Annotated in this window: 16 protein-coding genes; 8 read left to right on the top strand and 8 right to left on the bottom strand. The window is 68.9% G+C overall.

Annotation, left to right across the window (positions count from 1 at the left end; genetic code table 11):
* The first annotated feature begins 67 nt into the window (after nt 1-67).
* On the top strand, nt 68-1,123 hold the full coding sequence (locus tag ABNQ38_RS12810) for a GMP reductase (RefSeq protein WP_377807753.1): 1,056 nt from the start codon (nt 68-70) through the stop codon (nt 1,121-1,123).
* A 136-nt stretch (nt 1,124-1,259) separates the two neighbouring features.
* Nucleotides 1,260-3,134: an excinuclease ABC subunit UvrC gene (uvrC, locus tag ABNQ38_RS12805; RefSeq protein WP_377807752.1), complete on the top strand. Its 1,875-nt coding sequence runs from the start codon at nt 1,260-1,262 to the stop codon at nt 3,132-3,134.
* Nucleotides 3,135-3,138: 4 nt separating this feature from the next.
* Here the strand turns inward: uvrC and ABNQ38_RS12800 are convergent, their stop codons facing one another.
* The 5 genes from ABNQ38_RS12800 to ABNQ38_RS12780 all read right to left on the bottom strand — a co-directional run bounded on the left by ABNQ38_RS12800 (nt 3,139) and on the right by ABNQ38_RS12780 (nt 8,213).
* Complete coding sequence (locus ABNQ38_RS12800) at nt 3,139-4,365, bottom strand: hypothetical protein (protein ID WP_377807751.1); 1,227 nt, start codon at nt 4,363-4,365, stop codon at nt 3,139-3,141.
* A 210-nt stretch (nt 4,366-4,575) separates the two neighbouring features.
* Nucleotides 4,576-5,046: a hemerythrin domain-containing protein gene (locus ABNQ38_RS12795; RefSeq protein ID WP_174471142.1), complete on the bottom strand. Its 471-nt coding sequence runs from the start codon at nt 5,044-5,046 to the stop codon at nt 4,576-4,578.
* Between the two features lie 120 nt (nt 5,047-5,166).
* Nucleotides 5,167-5,427 carry a hypothetical protein gene (locus ABNQ38_RS12790; RefSeq protein ID WP_377807750.1) on the bottom strand — a complete coding sequence of 87 codons (261 nt, stop codon included), beginning with the start codon at nt 5,425-5,427 and terminating at the stop codon, nt 5,167-5,169.
* A 152-nt stretch (nt 5,428-5,579) separates the two neighbouring features.
* On the bottom strand, nt 5,580-6,446 hold the full coding sequence (locus ABNQ38_RS12785; protein WP_377807749.1) for a universal stress protein: 867 nt from the start codon (nt 6,444-6,446) through the stop codon (nt 5,580-5,582).
* Nucleotides 6,447-6,623: 177 nt separating this feature from the next.
* Nucleotides 6,624-8,213, bottom strand: coding sequence for an AAA family ATPase (locus ABNQ38_RS12780; RefSeq protein ID WP_377807747.1), 1,590 nt, complete (start codon nt 8,211-8,213; stop codon nt 6,624-6,626).
* Between the two features lie 169 nt (nt 8,214-8,382).
* Between ABNQ38_RS12780 and ABNQ38_RS12775 the strand changes: the two genes are divergently transcribed.
* The 4 genes from ABNQ38_RS12775 to ABNQ38_RS12760 all read left to right on the top strand — a co-directional run bounded on the left by ABNQ38_RS12775 (nt 8,383) and on the right by ABNQ38_RS12760 (nt 13,626).
* Entirely contained in the window at nt 8,383-8,994 is a 612-nt protein-coding gene (locus ABNQ38_RS12775) for a hypothetical protein (RefSeq protein WP_377807746.1), read from the top strand.
* A gap of 137 nt (nt 8,995-9,131) precedes the next feature.
* Nucleotides 9,132-9,692 (top strand): DUF2934 domain-containing protein, encoded by a 561-nt coding sequence (locus ABNQ38_RS12770; protein ID WP_377807745.1) that lies wholly within the window; start codon nt 9,132-9,134, stop codon nt 9,690-9,692.
* A gap of 107 nt (nt 9,693-9,799) precedes the next feature.
* The gene (locus ABNQ38_RS12765; protein ID WP_377807744.1) at nt 9,800-10,738 is read left to right on the top strand and encodes a DMT family transporter; all 939 of its coding nucleotides are present in this window, start codon (nt 9,800-9,802) and stop codon (nt 10,736-10,738) included.
* Between the two features lie 275 nt (nt 10,739-11,013).
* Nucleotides 11,014-13,626: a TIGR02302 family protein gene (locus tag ABNQ38_RS12760; RefSeq protein WP_377807743.1), complete on the top strand. Its 2,613-nt coding sequence runs from the start codon at nt 11,014-11,016 to the stop codon at nt 13,624-13,626.
* A gap of 74 nt (nt 13,627-13,700) precedes the next feature.
* Here ABNQ38_RS12760 and ABNQ38_RS12755 read toward each other — a convergent pair whose 3' ends face one another.
* Both ABNQ38_RS12755 and ABNQ38_RS12750 read right to left on the bottom strand, forming a co-directional pair.
* Nucleotides 13,701-13,949 carry a hypothetical protein gene (locus tag ABNQ38_RS12755; protein WP_377807742.1) on the bottom strand — a complete coding sequence of 83 codons (249 nt, stop codon included), beginning with the start codon at nt 13,947-13,949 and terminating at the stop codon, nt 13,701-13,703.
* Nucleotides 13,950-14,038: 89 nt separating this feature from the next.
* Nucleotides 14,039-15,034 (bottom strand): DUF4142 domain-containing protein, encoded by a 996-nt coding sequence (locus ABNQ38_RS12750; protein WP_377807741.1) that lies wholly within the window; start codon nt 15,032-15,034, stop codon nt 14,039-14,041.
* 295 nt (nt 15,035-15,329) lie between these two features.
* Here ABNQ38_RS12750 and ABNQ38_RS12745 point away from each other — a divergent pair, with 295 nt between their 5' ends.
* On the top strand, nt 15,330-17,021 hold the full coding sequence (locus ABNQ38_RS12745; RefSeq protein WP_377807740.1) for an FAD-dependent oxidoreductase: 1,692 nt from the start codon (nt 15,330-15,332) through the stop codon (nt 17,019-17,021).
* A 53-nt stretch (nt 17,022-17,074) separates the two neighbouring features.
* Nucleotides 17,075-17,641 carry a mismatch-specific DNA-glycosylase gene (locus ABNQ38_RS12740; protein WP_377807739.1) on the top strand — a complete coding sequence of 189 codons (567 nt, stop codon included), beginning with the start codon at nt 17,075-17,077 and terminating at the stop codon, nt 17,639-17,641.
* Nucleotides 17,642-17,688: 47 nt separating this feature from the next.
* Here the strand turns inward: ABNQ38_RS12740 and ABNQ38_RS12735 are convergent, their stop codons facing one another.
* A complete protein-coding gene (locus ABNQ38_RS12735) occupies nt 17,689-19,941 on the bottom strand; it encodes a molybdopterin cofactor-binding domain-containing protein (protein WP_377807738.1) in 2,253 nt (750 codons plus the stop codon).
* Between the last annotated feature and the right edge of the window lie 2 nt (nt 19,942-19,943).

Genomic DNA, 19,943 nt, shown 5'->3' with positions numbered 1-19,943 from the left:
TCCACTCTGTGATGTTGGGCCTGATGAAAAGCGGCTGGCCCACCCAACAGAGATGAGTAGGTGTGCGGTGATCATCGAAAGCGACCTCAAGCTCGACTTCAAGGATGTGCTGATCCGGCCGAAACGCAGCACGCTGCAGAGCCGCAACGACGTGGACGTCAACCGGACCTTCACCTTCCTGCACACCCAGCGCGACTGGACCGGCTTCCCGCTGATCGCCGCCAACATGGACGTCACCGGCAGCATGGGCATGGCCCGCGCGCTGTCTCGCTTCGGCGCGATGACCGCCTTGCACAAGCACTACAAGGCGGACGAGCTGGCTGACTTCTTCCGGGCCGAGGCTGAATCGGCCACCCTGTCCAACGTCTTCTATTCGATGGGCATCGCCGAGGCCGACCACGAAAAGTTCCTGGCGGTGAAGACCAAGGCGCCGGTGGGGAAGATTTGCCTGGACGTCGCCAACGGCTATACCGAGCGCTTCGTCGAGGTGATCTCCCGCCTGCGCCAGGAGAATCCGGACGCCGTCATCATGGCCGGCAACGTCGTCACCGGCGACATGACGGAGGCGCTGCTGCTGGCCGGTGCCGACATCGTCAAGGTCGGCATCGGGCCGGGTTCGGTCTGCACCACCCGCAAGATGACCGGCGTCGGCTATCCCCAACTGTCGGCCATTATCGAATGCGCCGACGCCGCCCACGGGCTGAAGGGGCAGGTCTGCGGCGACGGCGGCTGCACCGTACCGGGCGACATCTCCAAGGCTTACGGCGCCGGCGCCGACTTCGTCATGCTCGGCGGCATGCTGGCCGGCCATGACGAGTGCGAGGGCGAGATCCGCTACGAGGACCAGGACGGCAACCGGGTGCCGGTCGCCATGACCTTCTACGGCATGTCGTCCGACACCGCGATGCACAAATATTCCGGCGGCGTCGCCTCCTACCGTGCCTCGGAAGGCAAGACGGTGGATGTCCCCTATCGCGGCCCGGTGGAGAACACGATGCAGGAGATCATGGGCGGCGTGCGCAGCATGATGACCTACATCGGCGCCACCCGGCTGAAGGAAGTGCCGAAACGCACCACCTTCGTCCGCGTCGGCGCCCAGCTGAACACCGTGTTCGGCGGCTGACCGGCCTCCCGACCGCATGGCAGGGTCCTGCGGCACCCCGTCGGAATCGCGTCATCCAATTCTTGTCTCTTGGTCCCGTTCCGTTCTACTGCTTGGGTAAGCGGCAAATCGAATACTTGCGGGAACGAGAGAGCTTATGGACGGGGTGCCCGGCAGCGGAGCGGACGTGATCCGCGCCCAGTTGCCGACCCTTCCGGACACGCCCGGCGTCTATCGGATGCTGGCGGCCGACGGGTCGGTCCTTTATGTCGGCAAGGCGAAGAACCTGAAACGGCGGGTGGCCAGCTACACCCGGACCGACGGGCTGCCCAACCGCACCCGGCGGATGGTGTCGCTGACCCGCTCCATGGAGTTCGTCACCACCCATACGGAGGCCGAGGCGCTTCTGCTGGAAGCGAACCTGATCCGCAGCCTGCTGCCGCCCTTCAACATCCTGGTGAAGGACGACCGCTCCTTCTCCTACATCATCATCGGGAAAGGACATGATTTCCCCCGCCTGATGCATCACCGCGGCAGCGCGGAGCGGCGTGGCACATCGGGAAAGGGCAACCGCCGCGAGTCCGACCTGTTCGGCCCCTACGCCTCGCCGCATCTGGTCGGCATGACCATCGCCGCCCTGCAACGAGCTTTCCTGCTGCGCACCTGCGACGACGGGGTGTTCGCCTCGCGCACCCGGCCCTGCCTGCAACACCAGATCAAGCGCTGCTCCGCTCCCTGTGTCGGCCGCGTCGACGAAGAGGAGTATGCCGCCCAGGTCCAGGGCGTGCGCGACGTGCTGTCCGGCCGCAGTGCGGAGGTGCAGGCGGAGTTCGCCCGCCACATGCTCGACAGTTCCGACCGGCTGGAATACGAGGACGCCGCCCGCTGGCGCGACCGCATCCGCGCCCTGACCGCGCTGCAAAGCCGCCAGGACATCAATCTGGAGGACACGCTGGGCGATGCCGACGTGCTGGCCCTGCACCGGGAAGGCGGTGCCGCCTGCGTCCAGGCCTTCTTCTTCCGCGGCGGCCGCAACCAGGGCACCCGCGCCTTCTTCCCGCGCGTGGATGCCGAGGAGGAGCCGGGCGACATCCTGGCCGCCTTCGCCGCCCAGCTCTATACCGACACCCCGCCGCCGGGCCTGCTGCTGCTGAGCGACCCGGTCGAGTCAGCGGAGCTGCTCGAGGAAGCGCTGAGTCTGTCCGCCGGGCGCCACGTCGCCGTCGAATGCCCGAAACGCGGGCCGAAGCGCCGCGCCGTCGAGCACGCGCAGACCAACGCCCGCGACGCGCTGGGCCGCCGGCTGGCCGAGCGTTCCACCCAGGCGACGCTGCTGGAGGGGGTGGCGCGTGTCTTCGGCCTGCCCGACGCGCCGCGCCGGGTCGAGATCTACGACACGTCGCATATCCAGGGCTCCTTCCCGGTCGGCGCCATGGTGGTGGCGGGGCCGGAAGGGTTCCAGCGCAATGCCTACCGCCGTTTCTACATCCGCGATCCGGAGGCGGCCGGCAACGATTACGCCATGCTGCGCGAGACCTTCACCCGCCGCTTCCACCGCAGCAGCGATGCCGGACGGGATTCCGGACAATGGCCCGACCTCGTCCTGATCGACGGCGGTCTCGGCCAGTTGAACGCGGTGAAGGACGAACTGGCAATGCTCCAGATCACCGACATCCCGCTGGTCGCCATCGCCAAGGGGCCGGATCGCAACGCCGGACGGGAGCGCTTCTTCCGTCCCGGCCGGCCGCCGCTGACGCTGGAGCCCAACGATCCGGTGCTGCATTTCCTGCAAAGGCTGCGTGACGAGGCCCACCGCACCGCCATCGACAGCCACCGCGCCCGCCGGATGAAGGCGATCTCGCACAGCCGCATCGACGGCATCCCCGGCATCGGCCCGGCCCGCAAGAAGGCGCTGCTGCACCATTTCGGCAGCGCCACCGCCGTCGCGTCCGCCGGACTGAAGGATCTGGAGGCCGCCCCCGGCATCAGCGAGGCGATTGCGCGAAAGCTCTTCGAACATTTCCACGGATAGGCGGTTACGGCACGCTCTTCCCCGTGAACGGATTCCAACCCAGCGCCGCCAGCGCCGCCCAGGCGGTGGCGCCCAGATGGGGCCGGCGGTAGTAGAGGAAATCGTCGGTCTTGCTGTCCGGCCCGATGGCGAGCCCGGTGGACAGCACCTGCGGCCGGGTGGCGTAGAGATAGCCGCCGGGACTGACTTCCTTCAGAATCTCACTGAACAGCCGGTCGGCATCGCCGCGGCGGCCGACGCTGCGGTAGGCGAGCGCCGCCTGCGCCGTGCCCTCCACCCACATGCCGTCGCGGTCGTCGTTGAAGTCGAACCCGCCGTCGGCGCCATGGGCGCGCTCCGCATAGGCGAGTGCCGCCCGCCACGCCTCCGGCGCCTTCGGCAGCAGCAGCGGCCAGAGTTGCGCATCGAGGCCGGAGGTCGAGGTGCTGACCGTCACCCCGTCCGGCGCGGTGCCGATGGGGAAATGGTCGCCGCCCGCTGTCCACAGCGTGTCGAGGAAGGCACGCGCCTCGCGCTCCGGTCCGGCGAAATCGTCGCCCGAACTGTCTCTGGAACTACTGTCTGCGGAACTCTTGCCGAGCCAGGCGAACAGCGCGACCAGATCGGTGTTGTGCTCCGTCGATTTCCAGGTCAGCGGCTGCGGCGCATCGTCGAAGCCCTGGACGCCGCCGTTGAAGCCGCCGGGACCGCGCGGGTCGCGGGTATGCTCCACCACCCAGCGCGCCAGTTCGACCGCACCGTCGCGGAAGCGCTTTTCGCCGGTGGCGTCGGCCAACGTCAGCAGGGCAAGACCGGCCCAGGCGACGTTGCCGGTGGCGGTGCCGACCTGATAGGGGTCCTCGCCCCAATGGTTGCCGACGGCATCCCACCAGCCGTTGGGCGGGATCGGCCGCTGCTTCTGCGCACCGGCCCGATAGGTGTTGCGCAGCCGCCCCTTCCAGCCGGCACGGTCGAGCGACACCGCGTCGAGCAGCGCCTCGCCGATGCGCAACGCCTTGTCGCGCTGGCCGCAGGCGGTCAGCGCCATGATCGCCAGCGCGTTGTCGTAGGTGAAGGCGGCATTGGACAGCGCCGGCTCCGAGGTCGGGCCGGGCGCATAGGAATTGTCGTAGCTGCGCAGGAACAGCGGCCCGCGCCCGGACACTTCGTCGACGCGCGCGGTCAGCGTGCCACAGGTCTTCTGCGCCAGTTCCTTCGCCGGCGGAGCCGGCGCGGCGGTTGCGGGGGTCATCAGGGCGGAAACTCCCAGCAAGACCGCCGCGGCCGTGGCGCGGCCGAACCAGCCACCCCGCCGCGGGAGCATTCGCATGAAGCTGACACGCTTGGACATCGACACCGCCGGCCAATTCAAAGAGGCCCCTGATATGGCCCCTTTGCCGGCCGGGGGCAACCGAACGGACTCCGCCCTCTCCCCGGAGGGGAAAGGGCGGAGCCAACCGGCTTACAGCGGCGCCAGACCGGCCATGATGTGCGTCTTGCGCTCGGCATAAGCGCTGCCCAGCTCGGCGGCGCGGTCGTCGTCGAGAGCCTCCTTGGCCTCCTCGAACAGCTCCTCCTCCTCCTCGTCCAGGTGGTGGCGGACCAGTTCGCCCAGCACCTGGAGCTTTTCCTTCCAGCCGCTGTCGGTGGTCTTCATCGCGTTCAGCTCGTCCAGCAGGCCGTTGATGAGGTGATGCTCGTTCAGCCCCTCGACGGTTTCCGACTTCGCTTCCTTCACCTTCTTCAAAGAGGCGTAGAAGACGCCCTCCTCCACCTTCGAATGGGCCCACAGCTCGCGCTGCAGTTCCTCGAACACGGCGCGGCCGCTGCCGTTGGCCTTCTCGGTCTTGTCCAGAAGGCTGCGGATGGTGTCGTGGTCGGTCTTGATGCGGGCGAAGATGTCGGCCTGGGTACCGGTGGTCTTGCTGGCCATCGTCGGGGTCCTTGGCAATTGGGGGCAATCGTTCTGCGAACATGGTGAACGGTTGCCAGTAGAACCCCGTCGCGGCCGGGCTGTTCCCAGCCGCGTCCCTTTCGGCATGGCCTTACACCTTTACCCGCGCGGGTGCGTTTCCACGAATTCGCGCAGGGTGTACATCAGATCCACCGCATGGGTGACCTGCCCATGGGCACAGGCCTCCGCGATGTCGTCGGCGATGATGTGGGCGATGCGGTCGGCCCCGCCGGGGCAGTGGGCAAGGCAATGCCCCATCTCCACGGCGACCATTTCCGGAACATGTTCGTGTTCGGCAATCGCGTCGATCTCGGCTTCGGTGAGATCGCTCAGCGCGATGCAGTCCTTGATCGTCAACATGGCGCGTTCCTCCCGGGAACGGCCGGACTGCCCTGCTGGCAGGGTCGTAGGACGGTCCTGCTTTAAACGGCATCTCTGCAAATGCCGGAGCCGCACGGGCCCCCGCCAACTGAAGGCGGCGGGGAAACCGCGCGGCCGAAGACCGGCAGAAATCAGTGAGCCATCAGAACCGGCAGCCCGGCGTGGTTCAGTACGTAGCGCGTGACACCGCCCAGGATCATTTCCCGCATCCGGCTGTGGCCATAGCCGCCCATGACAAGCAGGTCGGCGCCCAGCTCAACGGCTTTCTTGGTGACCGTCTCCCCAACGGGTTCCGATCCCGGATGCAATACAGTTAACTCAGGGTTAACACCCTGCCAAGCGAGATATTGGGCAATGCGACGTCCTGTCGCGCCCTCCGTAACCGAAGTTTCGGCGGTCAGCACATGGGTGCGGTCGGCGCTGCGCAGGAAGGGCAGAGCCGCGGCGACGGCGCGCGTCGCCTCCGTCTTGCCGTTCCAGGCGACGGCGACGGTGTGGCCGATCTCCGCCGGCAGGGTCTTCGGCACCAGCAGCACCGGCCGGGCGGAACCCAGCAGCGCCGTTTCCATGGTGGTGTAGCCCTGCGTGTCGGCCTCGATGGAGGTGTGGGCGCAGACGATCAGGTCGGACAGGCGGCCTTCCGCCGGCACGACGTCCTCGATCCGGCCGACCACCTCGCGCCAGGAGGCGGACGGCGCCTCAACCCCGCCGGGGACGTCGCGGATCTCGAACCCGGCCTCGGCGACCGCGCTGTCAAAATGGCGGCGGGCGGCGGCGCGATGGTTGTTCGACTCCGTCTCCGCCGCGCGCATGATCTCGTCCACCATGGCGCCGGACATGCCTTCGCCCAGCATCGGCACGGCATCGCGCGGGTCGAGGCGGACGAACAGGCCGACGAGGTGGGCGTCGAAGTCCCGCGCCACCGCCACCGCGCCCTTCAGGGCGACCGGATCGTTGTCACTGCCGCACAGCGGCACAAGGATGGTCTTGTAGGTCATGGACTCCTCCCGGACCGGTCGAGCGGCCCTTCCCGGACGGCGGCGGCCCACCCGCCGGTGTGGCGGGCGATTCTCACCCTTGCCGTCATTTGCCCCGTCATCGCTGCGGTCCGCGGCCCGGGGCGGAGGCCGCCAACCTTTAAAGATATGGCCCTTAACGCGTTGTCTCACCTCGAATTAGGCCAAGCTTGCACGGGCGTCGTCCAGCACATCCGACGCAACCCTGCCAGAATCCAGGCGCGCCCAGCCGATGCTCCCCAGATCGTAGGATTCCTGCCGTTCCACCACCTCGGCGGTGGCATCGGAGGCATCGTTGCGACGATTGGTCACACGCTCCACCCGCTCCGTCAGCGGTGCCTCCAGCCAGATGCCGTCGAAGCGGACCCCAGCCGCGGCGGCGACCTCCGCGATCCGGTTGCGCTCATCGGGCCGGGCGCTGACCGCATCGACCACCACGGCCTGACCGGCGGCCAGCACCGCCGCGGCACGCCGATAAAGCTCGCCATAGACCCGTTCCGTCATCGCCGGGCCATAACCCTCGGCCGGCAGCCGGTCGCTGTCGGCCACCCCGCACAGCCGCTTGCGCAGCACATCGCTGCGCAGGACCACCGCACCGGGCGGCGGTCCCAACTCCGGCGCGATCGCCTGGGCCAGCCGTGTCTTGCCGCTGCCGGACAGCCCGCCGACCGCGACCAGCCGCGCCGGCACCGGGTCGAGCACGGCAAGCGCCTGCTCCAGATAGCGCCGAGCCTCCCCGGCCAAAGCCTCGTCCGCCGTCCCCTCCAGCCGCAGCGTCGCGGCCGACACCTTGGCCCGCACCGCGGCCCGCAGCGAAAGGAACGGCGGCAGCGCCGCCAGCCCGGCGTAATCGCCCGTCTCTTCCAGATAGCGGTTCAGCACGGCATTGCCCAGAGGCCGCAGTCCGCGATGATCCAGGTCCATCAGCAGGAAGGCGAGATCGTAGAAGACGTCGGCGACCGCCAGCGACTCGTCGAACTCGATGGCGTCGAACAGGGTCGGCTCGCCGTCCAGCAGGACGATGTTGCGCAGATGCAGGTCGCCATGCCCATGGCGGACGAACCCCGCCCGCCGCCGCTCCTCCAGCACCGGCGCCAGCCGGTCGAGCGCATCGCCGGTGCGCTCCGCCAGCAGGTCCACCATCGTTGCGGGGAACAGGTCCGGATCGGCCCGCAGATCGGCGATATTGCCGTCGGCCACCTCCCGCATCGCCTCCACCCCGCCGCCATCCGGCCGGGGAGTGGCCTCCCGGTGGAAGGCGGCGATCCGCTCGGCCAGACGGCGCATCAGGGCGGGCATCAGCGCCTGCCGTTCCGCCATGCGGTCGAACAGCGCCTCGTCCGGGAAGCGCGCCATCGACACCAGCCAGTCGATGGCTCCGCCTGCACCCCCGCTCTCGTCCAGCCGAAGCCGGCCATCGTCCCCGCGGCGGATGGCAACCACGCCGCGGTAGAGCGTCGGCGCGGTGCGGCGGTTGATCGCCAGTTCCTCGACGCAGGCGTCGTGGCGCTTCCCGACCGTCGAGTAATCGAGATAGGGATAGCGCACCGCGCGCTTCAGCTTCAGCGCCCGGTCCCCCGCCAGGAACACCGATGCCGCATGGGTGTCGATTCGCTCGACCGCCAGCCCGCCATGGGTGAGCGGATCGCCGAGAAAGGCGATCACCTCCTCTTGCTGCCCGGCGGCGGAACACCGGCCGGCAGGCGGTTCGGCGGGATGCGCGGTCATGACGACAGAGTAACAGACCATGAACCTGCCCCGCTCCTGCTTTCATGGTTGAAACGCAGATGGCGATGACGACATCCTAGGGGTAGTGCCGATACACCATGGGTCAGTTGCCACGCCCCTTCGTTATAGTGGCCGGACCTCATGGTCCGACCCGATTTGCCATAAAGAAGGCCATGGGGAGGGGGTGCCCGTGAAACGCCTGCGCAGCAGCCACCAGAGGAACCGCCTGCCGGCCGTCCTGGCCGCCAGTCTGCTCGGGTTCGCCCTGACGGGGGGTGAAGTTGCGCGGGCGGAGTCGATCGACGCCGACGGCCGGTTCGGCAACTGGGCGCTGGGCGGCCTCGCCTACAGCCTGCAGCCACCGCCGGAAAGCAACCTCACCGTCCTGAACAGCAAGGTGCGGATCGGATCCTCGCTGGTCCCGCAGATCGAACCCTATGTCAACATCCAGCCCTGGATCGGACCGGGTACCGGCAGCAGCGTGACCCCGCGCGGCGCCGTGAACAGTCTTTCCGGCGGCCTTTCCGGGGGCATGAGCGGCGGCGTGCTGGTCGATGTGCCGCTCGGCTCCTTCGTCTTCACCCCCAGCGTCGGCGCCGGCACGCTGCCCACCGCCCGGCGCGAAGGCGCCCCCACCACCGAATTCCGCTCGCAGCTGGAATTGGGCTATGAGTTCGACAACAAGTCGCGCTTCAGCCTGGGCTACAGCCGCATCGTCAACGACGCCGCGGCGGGCGATCCGGCGGCCGGCACCAACAACGTCTTCGGCTTTTACTATCGCCTGCCTTTCGGCGGCCCGTGACCGCCCGGCCCAAGGCCGGGACATCGTGCCACGGTGCCCGGTGCGATGAAAACGCGCGCAACGGTAGCGTCTTAACCGCATTTTAAACATGGTTGGCTCAAGTGGACGCGGACCGAACGCTCCCTGGGGAACCCACCATGGCCACCAAGCGCAAGACCGCCTCCACCGCCGCTCCCGCAACCGCTCCTGCCGCTGCTGCCGTCGCCGCGCCGGTGTTCGAAGCTCCGGTGGAAAGCTGGGCCGACACCATCCTGCGCACCAACTTCGCGTCGGTGGAACAGGACAGCATCGCCCTGCTGCAGGCGGCCGGCGCCCTTCTGGAGTCGGACTCGCCGGACAAGGTGACCGTCACGCTGGACCAGAACCTGAAGCTGTGGATCGCCATCAAGACGGTCCTGCTGAACAGCGACTGCCCGGTGGAGCCGGAGGTGAAGGCCAACCTGCGCAATCTGGCGCAGTATGTCGTGTCCACCACCATGCTGGCGACCCAGGGCACCATCGAGACTGCCAAGCTGGTCTCGCTCGCCCGCCTGAACATGAACATCGCCGAGGGGCTGCTGAGCGGCCACCGCAACCGCATGATCCAGGAGCGCGCCTATCAGATCTGGGAAGAGGACGGCCGTCCCGAAGGCCGCGAGCAGGAGCACTGGCTGCGCGCCGAGGCGGAAGTCTCCGGCCTGTTCAAGGCCCAGTCCTGACGGACAACTGAAGCGGGTTTACGCAACACCGCCATTCCCCACCGGCATGACCGCCCGCGTCGCGACACCGTGACGCGGGCGGCAACGCTTGGTAGGCTCGGCGCACCGTGACAGTCCCGCCTCAATCCACCCCCCTCACGCACAAGCGCGTCGACGACACGCCCCGCGGCATCGCCTCGATGCTGATGTCGGTGCTGTTCTTCTCGCTGATGAATGTCCTGGCGAAGCTCCTAATGGACCGCTTCCCGGTGACCGAAGTGATGTTCTTCCGCAGCCTGTTCGCACTGATCCCGGTCTGCCTGTCGATCCATCTCGGCACCGGATTCGCCACCACGCTGCGCACCCGCTATCCCTGGGGCCATATGGGGCGGTCGCTGATCGGGCTGACCACCATGGTCGCCATGTTCTGGTCCTTCCACCTGCTGCCGCTGGGCGACGCCATCGCGCTGAACTTCGCAGCCCCCCTGTTCCTCACCGCCCTGTCGGTGCCGCTGCTGAGCGAGAAGGTCGGCATCCATCGCTGGAGCGCCGTTCTGGTCGGCTTCGCCGGCGTGCTGATCATCGTGCGGCCGAGCGGCGACGTGCTGAACCTGGGCGCCATCATCGCGCTGTGCGGCGCGCTGACCAACGCGCTGGCGATGATCGCCATCCGCCAGTTGAGCCGGACGGAACGGCCGGACACCATCGTCTTCTACTTCACCCTGCTGACCACCGTCCTGCTCGGGCTGTCGCTGCCCTTCTCCTGGGTCACGCCGGACCCGATGGACTGGTTTCTGCTGCTGGTGACCGGCCTGTTCGGCGGCTGCGGCCAGCTGATGCTGACCCGCGCCTATTCGCTGGCGCCGGCAGCCGTGGTGGCGCCGCTGAACTACACCTCGCTGCTGCTGGCGGTCATCTTCGGCTGGTTCATGTGGGGCGAGGTGCCGACCGCGACCATGGCCGCCGGGGCCGCCGTGGTGATGGCGAGCGGCCTCTACATCCTGCACCGCGAAACCCGGCGCCGCACCACCGTGACCAAGCCGCTGCCGGCCGGCGACGGCGACTGAGCTTTCGGCCCCCCGAAATTTCGGCCGACCGCCGCGCGTCATAGTTTCGCCATCCCGTGATGATGGGCTGTACCATCGATTTGAGGTGAGCGAACCGGCGGGCAAAAACCGCCGGCGGCGCCTATATGATTGGTTCGCGAGAAGCATCACCGGTCCGCGGCGGTCGAGACGCCGGACCGGCTGCCTTACGGCGCGAAGGGGGCAGCATGAAGCAGAACGAGCGGCGCGGCGAGCCCGGGGTTGAGCGAGGGCGGAACGCAGACCCGGCGGACGGCGTGACGGAACCCCGGTTCCGCCTTGCCCAGGCGCGCGCGGCGCTGCTGTGGGAACGGCTGGGGCCGGCCTTGTGGGCGCCGCTGTCGGTGCTGGGCGGCTTCCTGGCGCTCGCCCTGCTCAACCTGCCGATCCTGCTGCCGGGCTGGCTGCATGGGTTGGCCCTGCTGGTGCTGGCCGCCGCCTTCCTGTGGTCGCTCATCATCGGTGTCCGGCGTTTCCGCGCCCCGGTCGAGGATGAGGCCCGCCGCCGGCTGGAGCGCGACAGCGGCCTTTCCCACCGTCCGCTGCACACCCTGCGCGACCGCCCTGCCGGCAACGACCCGACCGCACAGGCGCTGTGGCGCCTGCATCAGGAACGCACGCGCGCCGCCATGCGCGGCCTGCGCGTGGCGTGGCCGGGAACCGAGGTGCCATCGCACGACCGCTATGCCCTGCGCGCCCTGGTGATCCTGACGCTGGTGGTCGCCGGAGCCGCCGCCTGGGGCGACTGGCGCCCGCGGATCGCCGCCGCACTGACCCCGCAGTTCTCCGGCGGCACCGCCACCGCGGCGGCGACGCTGGATCTCTGGATCAACCCGCCCGACTACACCGGCCTGCCGCCGGTCTTCCTGAAATCCGGCTCCGCCGCGAAGCCCGCCGTCCAGCCCGGAGCCCAGCAGACCGCAGCCGGCACCCCTGCCGCGGACCAGCCAGTCCACATCCCGCAGGGCAGTCTGGTGCTGGCCCGCGTCACCGGCGGCAGCGGCACTCCCAGCCTGGAGGCCGGCGACCAGACCGGCCCGTTCGAGGCGGTGGACTCCAGCAATTTCCAGGTGCAGAAGCCGGTGACCGGCGGCACCCGCATCGCCGTCACCCAGGGTGGGCGCACGCTGGGCTCCTGGCCGATCCAGGTGGTGCCCGACCGCGCACCGATCATCGCCCACGCCAGCCCGCCCGCCGCCGGCGAACGCGGCGCGTTGAAGCTGGACTATGCCGCCCGCGACGATTACGGCCTGACCGAGGTGAAGGCGCAAATCCGCCTTGCCCCGGAGACGCCGCCCGCCCCTGCCCCCGGCGCGGCGAAACCCGATACAGCGCCCAAGCCGGAAAAGGCCGGCACCGAACAGGTGCTCGAATTCCCGCTGTCGCTCCCCGGCGTCCGCCCGAAGGACGCGCGCGGCACCGCCTTCCAGGACCTGACCGCCCATCCCTGGGCCGGCATGCCGGTGACGGTGCGGCTGACCGCGGCCGACGGCGCCGGCCAGACCGGCCGCTCGGAGGATGCGGCGATCATCCTGCCGGAACGCACCTTCAACCACCCCGTCGCCCGCGCCATCGTCAACCAGCGCAAGATCCTGACCCGCAGTCCGCAGGAATCCCGCGTCCAGGTCGCCCGCGCGCTGGCGGAGATCTCCGCCCGGCCCGACAGCTACGGCAACGACATCGTCGCCTTCCTGTCCCTGCGCACCGCCCTGGCCCGGCTGATGCTGGACCAGAGCGCAGAGGCCGTCCCCGCCCTCCAGCAGCTTCTGTGGGAAACCGCGCTGCGCATCGAGGACGGCGGCCTGTCGCTGGCCGAGAAGGACCTGCGCGACGCCGAAAAGCGGCTATCCGAGGCGCTCGACAAGAACGCCTCCGACGAGGAGCTGAACCGCCTGATGGACGAGTTGCAGGCGGCGCTCGACAAGTTCATGGACGCCATGGAACAGCGGATGCTGGAAGCCATGCAGCGCGGCGAGCAGATCCCGATGGTCCCGCCGGAGATGGCGGACAAGATGACCGACCGCAACGACCTCCAGCAGATGCTCGACCGCATGCGCGAGATGGCGCAGACGGGGTCGCGCGACGCCGCCCGGCAGATGCTGTCCCAGCTTCAGCAGATGCTGGAGAACATGCGCTCCGGCGCCATGGCCCAGATGAACCAGCAGAACGGCCAGCAGCAGCAGAACCAGACCTGGGAGATGATGCAGCAGTTGCAGAAGCTGGCGCAGCAGCAGCAGCAACTCCTCGACCAGAGCTTCCGCCAGTCGCAGGAGTCGATGGACCAGCAGGGGCAGCAGGGCGACCAGCCCCGCGGCCGCCAGCCCAACCAGCGCCGGAACCAGCAGGGCCAGCAGCAGAACTCGGGAAGCCCGACCATGCAGAAGCAGGCCGAGCAGCAGGAGGCGCTGCGGCGCCAGCTGGGCGAGCTGATGCGGCGCATGGGTGAACAGCAGGGCGGCGAGATTCCGCAACCGCTGGGCCGCGCCGAACGCGCCATGCGTGACGCCGCCCAGGCCTTGCAGCAGGGTGCCCCCGGTGCTGCGGTTCCGTCGCAGACCGAGGCGATGGAACAGCTTCAGCAGGGCATGCAGGGGATGGCCGAACAGATGGCCCAGCAGATGATGGGCCAGGGCGGGCCGGCGATGATGGGCCAGCAGGGCCAGATGCCCCGCCAGGGCCGGGGCCGCGACCCGCTTGGCCGCCGCCCGTCCGGCTACGGCATGCAGGATTCCAACGACGTGAAGATCCCCGAGCAGTCGGAACTCCAGCGCGCCCGTGAAATCCTGGACGAACTGCGCCGCCGCTCCGGCCAGTACGGCCGCCCGCAGGAGGAACGCAACTACATCGACCGGCTGCTGAAGCAGTTCTGAGGCGGCGCCGGAACGCAAAACGGGACCGGATTGTGCCGGTCCCGTTCGGGAACCCGATCGACCGTTGCCGAGGGTCAGTCGGCGGGACGTTCCCCCGCCGGGCGCTCGTCGTCCGGATTGTGGTTGGCGGCGTGGTCCTGCATCTGTTCGGTCTGCACGGCCTTGCTGTCCAGGCCGCGGGCGTCGGAATGACGGGACTTGTCGCGGTTCGACAGCACCGCATTGTCGCCGATGGAACCGGCCGGCAGGTCGGTGGTGGCCCCGGTGCCGGTGCCCTTGCCCTGCCCGCTGGGGCTCATGTGCTTCTTGCTGGCGTTCGCCATCGCGTGTTCTCCGTCGGTTGGCCATCACGGCCGCCGGGAGGTGGAATCCCGGCGGCTGGACGGCTGGGTTTCAGGAAATCGCTACCGGATCACTGCTGGTTCGGCTGCGGGTTGCGCGGCTGGGTGCTGTCCAGGCTGTTGGCCGTGCCGTGGGCCGCGTCGCCGCCGGCCGCACCCGTGTTGTGACCGGTTGCACTGTGGTCGGCGCTGCTGCCGCTGGCGCGGTCGCCGTGGCGCTTGCCCAGCGAGACGGTGGTGTCGTCGTACTTGAATTCCGCCATCTGCTTGACCTGATCCTCGGTCACTTGGGCAGCGACGACGCGGTCGCCGTCGGAGCGCAGCAAATTGTAGTCCAGCGCCACATGCTTGGCGCCGATCCCCAGGATGCCGCCGCGGTTCAGGATCACCTGGGTGGCCTTGCCGGTCTGGGCGTCGAGGATGATGTCGGCGACGTCGCCCAGCTTCTTGCCGTTCTCGCCATAGACATCCTTGCCCATCATCTTTTCGAAGCTTGTGCTCTGCTGGGTAGCATCGCCGGCAGAGGCAAGGGCCGGGCGCAGGTCGCGGACCTGGCGCAGATGCTGCTCCAGCGTCGGCAGGCTCTGTTCGGCGAAGCGCCGCAGGTCGGCGTCCTTGCCGTTTTCCGCCTGCTGGCGGAACAGGGTGACGGCGGTCTGGTGGGCGTCCATCTGGCCCTGGAGATAGGCGGAGTCGAACTGGTCGCCCTTCAGGCCGCGCAGCTTGTCCAGCTTCTGCTGGTGTTCGGAATCGAGCTTGGTCGGCAGGGTCATCGACTTTTCCCGGGCCATGGTCTTCATGGCGTCGGAGGTCTTGGTATGGTCGGCGACCATGTGGCTGCCGAACTGCTTGACACCTTGTTCCTTCGCCTGATCCTGCGCCAGCTTGCCCGCCTGGATTTCGAACATGTCGCTGATCGCCGCCTTTTCGGCGAAGGCCATGTCCTGCTGCGACAACTGGCCCTTCTCGGTCACCGTCTTGGCCGGCGCAGGCGTCTGGGCCAGCGACAGCGCAGGCGCCGTGAACAGAAGCATGGTGGCGGTCGCAAGAAGATGGTGGCGTTTCATGGCGGCGGCTCCTCGAATTGCATTGGGAATTGCAAGGTTTCCGGTGCCGGGCGGCCGAGCCTGCGGCCGGGCCGAAGCACCCCTCTTCACCTTCTCAACCGTTGGGCGCGGCGGTCGTTCCCTCCCGGTCGAGGGCCGTCCGGTTCGTCCGGGGTGCCGCGCTTTTGCAGCGTCCGGATCAAGGAGGACGCGCCGGGGGTATATCCGAATGAGTGCTCGGTCTAGGCCACGCGTCCGGGGCAAGAAAGGGGGCTTATGACCCCGGTATGCTTATGTCCCCAGTACGGAGGCCCGCTTGCTTCGTGACGCCCGCCATGTCCTGAACGGCACGCACATCGACTGCGATCTGTGCGTGATCGGTGGCGGTGCCGCCGGCCTGACCATCGCGCGCGAACTGGCGGGCGGCAGCTTGAGCGTCGTCCTGCTGGAAGGCGGCGGGCTGGAGGTCGACGGCATTTCCCAGGCGCTGTACGCCGGCCGCAACGTCGGTCTGCCCTATGAGCGGCTGACCACCGCGCGCAGCCGCTATCTGGGCGGCAGCACCAACTGCTGGGGCGGCTTCTCCCGCCCGCTGGAGCGGACGGACTTCGCCGAGCGCCCCTGGATCCCCGGCAGCGGCTGGCCGATCCCGCGCGACACGATGATGCCCTATTACGAGCGCTCGCACAGCGTGCTCGGCCTCGGCCCCTTCGAGTACGACAACGACTACTGGATGGAGCAGGTCCGCGGGCCGAAGACCGAGCTTATTCCGGTGGAGAACGAGGACGGCAGCGCCAGCGCCTTCGAGAACCGCGTCGCCCAGCTCAGCCCGCCGATCCGCATGGGCGAGGCCTATCGCGCCGAGATCGGGCGAGCCGCCAACATCACCGCCTTCCTGAACGCCAACGTCACCGGACTGGACACCAACCATTCGGCAACGGCGGTGGAACGGGTGCAGGTCCGCACGCTGGACGGCCCCGGCTTCACCGTCGGTGCCCGGCTGTTCGTGCTGGGCTGCGGCGGCATCGAGAATGCGCGCATCCTGCTGCTGTCCAACAAGGTGCAGGCGGCGGGCCTGGGCAACGGCAACGATCTGGTCGGCCGCTACTTCGCCGATCACCCGCGCTTCAAGACCTCGCCGATCCGCCTGACCCGGCAGGGGCATCACCGCACGCTCTACGACGTCAGCCTGTGCCTCGCCCGGCGGCGGCTGCGGCGGCCGCACCCGTCGATCGCGCTGGCCCTGTCGCCGACCGAGGATCTCCAGGAACGGCACGCACTGCCCAATTCCCGGACCTATCTGGTCGCCTCCTACCATTCGGCAGCGCTGGACGCCTTCAAGGCGATGCGTGACCTGCGCATCCTGCCGTCGCGCCACCGCTGCCGCCGCTTCGGCGTGTCGGAGGACGAGGCGGCGAGCCTGCTGCGCAACGCCGGCCCGCGCATCCTGCGCAGCATGCCGCAGTTGGCCCATGCGCTGTTCGACAGCACCATCGATCCGGGCTGGCTGCCCCGCCGCTTCACCCTGGAAACGGTGCTGGAGCCGGTGCCCAACCCCGAAAGCCGGGTGACGCTGGACCACGCCACCGACCCGTTCGGCCGCAACCTGCCCAAGGTGGACTGGCGCCTGACCGCCCAGGATCGCTGGGGTGCCGCCGAAACCCAGCGCCTGCTGCGCGAGGACCTGCTGCGCCGCGGCCTGATCACGGTGGAGGACGCGGAGAACAAGGCCGAGGCGACGATGGCCGATGTCGGCTGGTGCTGGCACCATATGGGCACCACCCGCATGCATGAATCGCCGCGCCACGGGGTGGTCGACCCCGATGGGCGCGTCCATGGCGTCGGCAACCTCTACATCGCCGGCAGTTCCGTCTTCCCGACCATGGGCGCCGACCACCCGACCATGACCATCGTGGCGCTGGCCCTGCGCATGACCGACCGCGTCCTGGCCCTGTTACAGGACGAACGCGGCAGCCCACCCGCACCCGCGGTGGCCGCCTCGCTTTGAGCGGGGCGGCAGCGTCCTATATTCCTCTCCCTTGCGGAGAGGATGCGATTGCCATGGATCTGTTCGACGACGTTCCGACCCCTTCCCCGCAGGGATTGCCCCCTCCCGCCGGGCCGCTGCCGGACATCGTGGCGCCGGGGCTCGACTGCCTGTTCGTCGGCTTCAATCCCGGCCTGCGCTCCGGCGCGCTCGGCCATCACTATGCCGGGCGCGGCAACCAGTTCTGGCGCCTGCTGCATGAGGCCGGGCTGACGCCGCGCCTCTACCGGCCGGAGGAGGACGTCACCCTGCCGGCCATCGGCCTCGGCTCCACCAACCTCGTCGCCCGCGCCACCGCCAGCGCCGCCGACCTGTCGCGGGCGGAACTGCGCGGAGGCGTGCCGCGGCTGGCGCGGATCGTCGGTTTCGTCCGGCCGCGGGTGCTGGCCTACACCGGCAAGGGCGTCTATCTGGCGGCGACCGGCCTGCCCGACGCACCCTGGGGGGTGCAGGAGCGCAGCCTGTTCGACGGCGTCGCCGACGTGGTGGTGCCCTCGCCGAGCGGCCTCGCCCGCCTGCCCTTCGAAGACAAGCTGCGCTGGTTCCGCGAAGTGCGGTTGGAGATCGAGCGTCGGCGCTGATGGAAACCTCCCGGCCGCCACATGGACGGCCGGGATCGTCACCCGTCTCAGCTGACGATGCCACCCCGGCTGAAGGGCAGCGTCTGCAACGGCTGTCCGGTCACCGAGAAGACGGCGTTCGCCACCGCCGGTGCCACGGTCGGGACGCCCGGCTCGCCGGCGCCGGTCGGCCGCTCGTGCGACGGCACGATGTGGACCTCCACCACCGGCATGTCGGACATCCGCAGCGGCAGATAGCTGTCGAAGTTGGCCTGATCCACCACGCCGTCGGTCATGGTGATCTCGCCGCGCAGCGCATGGCCGATACCCCAGCCGGCACCGCCCTCCATCTGCGCCTTGACGATGTCCGGATTGACGACCTCGCCGCAATCGACGGCGACGACGATCCGGTCCACCTTGATCTGCCCCTTGGCGTCGACCGTCACGTCGGCGACATGGGCGACATAGGTGTTGAAGCTTTCATGCACGGCGACGCCGCGGCCCTTGCCCTGCGCAAGAGGCTGGCCCCAGCCGGCCTTCTCGGCCGCCAGCTTCAGCACGCCGGCCAGACGCGGATGGTCCTTCAGCATTTCCATGCGGAAGGCCACGGGGTCCTTACCGGCCGCCTTGGCGAGGCGGTCGATCATCACCTCCTTGGCATAAGCCGTGTGGGTGTGCCCGACCGACCGCCACCACAGGGTGGTGACCGGCGAGGCGACGGTGTGGGCATCGACCGCGAGGTTCGCCACCGGATAGGCCATATCCGAGGCGCCCTCGACCATCGTCGCGTCGACGCCGTCCTTGACCATCACCGCCTCGAACGGCGTGCCGGCCATGAAGCTCTGGCCGACGATGCGCTGCTTCCAGCCGACGAGCGCACCCTTGGCGTCGACCGCCGCGGTGATCCTGTGCAGGAACAGCGGGCGGTAGCGGCCGCCCTTGATGTCGTCCTCGCGCGTCCAGACCAGATGCACCGGGGCCTTGGGATAGGCCTTGGCGATCATCACCGCCTCGGCGATGTAGTCGGCGTTGGTGGTGGCGCGCCGGCCGAAGCTGCCGCCGGCCCACTGGGTCTCGATCTTCACCTGCTCCGGCTTGCAGCCAAGGATGTGGGCGGCGGTCATCTGCTCGACCGTCTGGAACTGCGATCCGGCCCAGATGGTGCAGCCACCCTCCGGGTTCAGCGCCACCACGGCGTTCAGCGGCTCCATCGGCGCATGGGCGAGATAGGGGAAGACGAATTCGCCGTCCACCGCATGGCCGCCCTTGGCCTTGGCGTCAGCAATGGCCTTGTCGGCATCGCCCTTGTTCGCCGCGACCGAGCCCGGCTTTTCCGCCGCCTTGCGGTAGTCGGCCAGCATGGCGTCGGTGCCGCGGGTCTCGGCCTTGGCATCGTCCCAGGCGACCGTCAGCGCCTCGCGGCCCTTCATGGCGGCCCAAGTGTTCTTGGCAATCACCGCGACGCCGACCGGCAGGCTGATCAGGTCGATGACGCCCGGCACCTTGCGGGCGGCGGCATCGTCGACGCTCTTCACCGTGCCGCCGAAGCGCGGGCTGCGGGCCAGCACCGCCGTCACCTGACCGGGGCGGCGGATGTCCATCGAGAAGATGGCGGTGCCGTTGGTCTTGCTGATGTGGTCCAGCCGGTGCAGGTCCGGCTTGCCGATCAGCACATAGTCCTTCTGCTCCTTCAGCTTGACCTGCTGCGGCACCGGCAGCTTGGACGCCTCTTCCGCCAGTTCGCCGAAGGTGGCGCTGCGGTTGCTGGCGGCATGGCGGACCACGCCCTTCGACACCGTCACCTCGCCGGCCGGAACCTTCCAGCGGGCGGATGCCGCGGCGACCAGCATGGCGCGGGCGGCGGCGCCGGCCATGCGCAGCTCGTCCCAGCTGTTGGCGACGGCGGTGGAGCCGCCGGTGCCCTGGATGCCGAAGAAATGATTGGCGTACAGCTTGGCATCGGCCGGAGCGAAGGCACCGCGCACCTGGGACCAGTCGGCGTCCAGTTCCTCGGCCGCGATGGTGGCGATGCCGGTGACGATGCCCTGGCCCTTGTCGAGATGCTTGGCCAGCACGGTGACCGTGTTGTCCGGCGCCACGATGATGAAGGCATGCGGACGCGGGTCGGCCGGTCCGATGATCTTCGGAGCGGCCTCAGCCGCCAGTGCCGGCATCGGCAGATGCGCGCCGACGACCAGCACGCCGGCCCCGGCGCCGATGGCCTTCAGGAAGCCGCGGCGCGAGGGTGCCGGCAGCGCTGCCGGCGACAGCCCGTCGCCGAAGCCATGTTGGGCGGCTTGGCGGATCAAGTGATGCAGCATGG

Origin of the sequence: Azospirillum sp. A29, assembly GCF_042604625.1 — a bacterium.
GTDB lineage: Bacteria > Pseudomonadota > Alphaproteobacteria > Azospirillales > Azospirillaceae > Azospirillum > Azospirillum palustre.
This window is presented reverse-complemented; position numbering and strand designations above follow the sequence as displayed.

Excerpts from the sequence above, each read along its gene's own strand:
- ABNQ38_RS12735 (WP_377807738.1), bottom strand. The coding sequence starts at position 19,941 with ATGCTGCATCACTTGATCCGCCAAGCCGCCCAACATGGCTTCGGCGAC.
- ABNQ38_RS12740 (WP_377807739.1), top strand. The coding sequence starts at position 17,075 with ATGGATCTGTTCGACGACGTTCCGACCCCTTCCCCGCAGGGATTGCCC.
- uvrC (WP_377807752.1), top strand. The coding sequence starts at position 1,260 with ATGGACGGGGTGCCCGGCAGCGGAGCGGACGTGATCCGCGCCCAGTTG.
- ABNQ38_RS12795 (WP_174471142.1), bottom strand. The coding sequence starts at position 5,046 with ATGGCCAGCAAGACCACCGGTACCCAGGCCGACATCTTCGCCCGCATC.
- ABNQ38_RS12780 (WP_377807747.1), bottom strand. The coding sequence starts at position 8,213 with ATGGTCTGTTACTCTGTCGTCATGACCGCGCATCCCGCCGAACCGCCT.
- ABNQ38_RS12755 (WP_377807742.1), bottom strand. The coding sequence starts at position 13,949 with ATGGCGAACGCCAGCAAGAAGCACATGAGCCCCAGCGGGCAGGGCAAG.
- ABNQ38_RS12750 (WP_377807741.1), bottom strand. The coding sequence starts at position 15,034 with ATGAAACGCCACCATCTTCTTGCGACCGCCACCATGCTTCTGTTCACG.
- ABNQ38_RS12770 (WP_377807745.1), top strand. The coding sequence starts at position 9,132 with ATGGCCACCAAGCGCAAGACCGCCTCCACCGCCGCTCCCGCAACCGCT.
- ABNQ38_RS12790 (WP_377807750.1), bottom strand. The coding sequence starts at position 5,427 with ATGTTGACGATCAAGGACTGCATCGCGCTGAGCGATCTCACCGAAGCC.
- ABNQ38_RS12800 (WP_377807751.1), bottom strand. The coding sequence starts at position 4,365 with ATGACCCCCGCAACCGCCGCGCCGGCTCCGCCGGCGAAGGAACTGGCG.
- ABNQ38_RS12785 (WP_377807749.1), bottom strand. The coding sequence starts at position 6,446 with ATGACCTACAAGACCATCCTTGTGCCGCTGTGCGGCAGTGACAACGAT.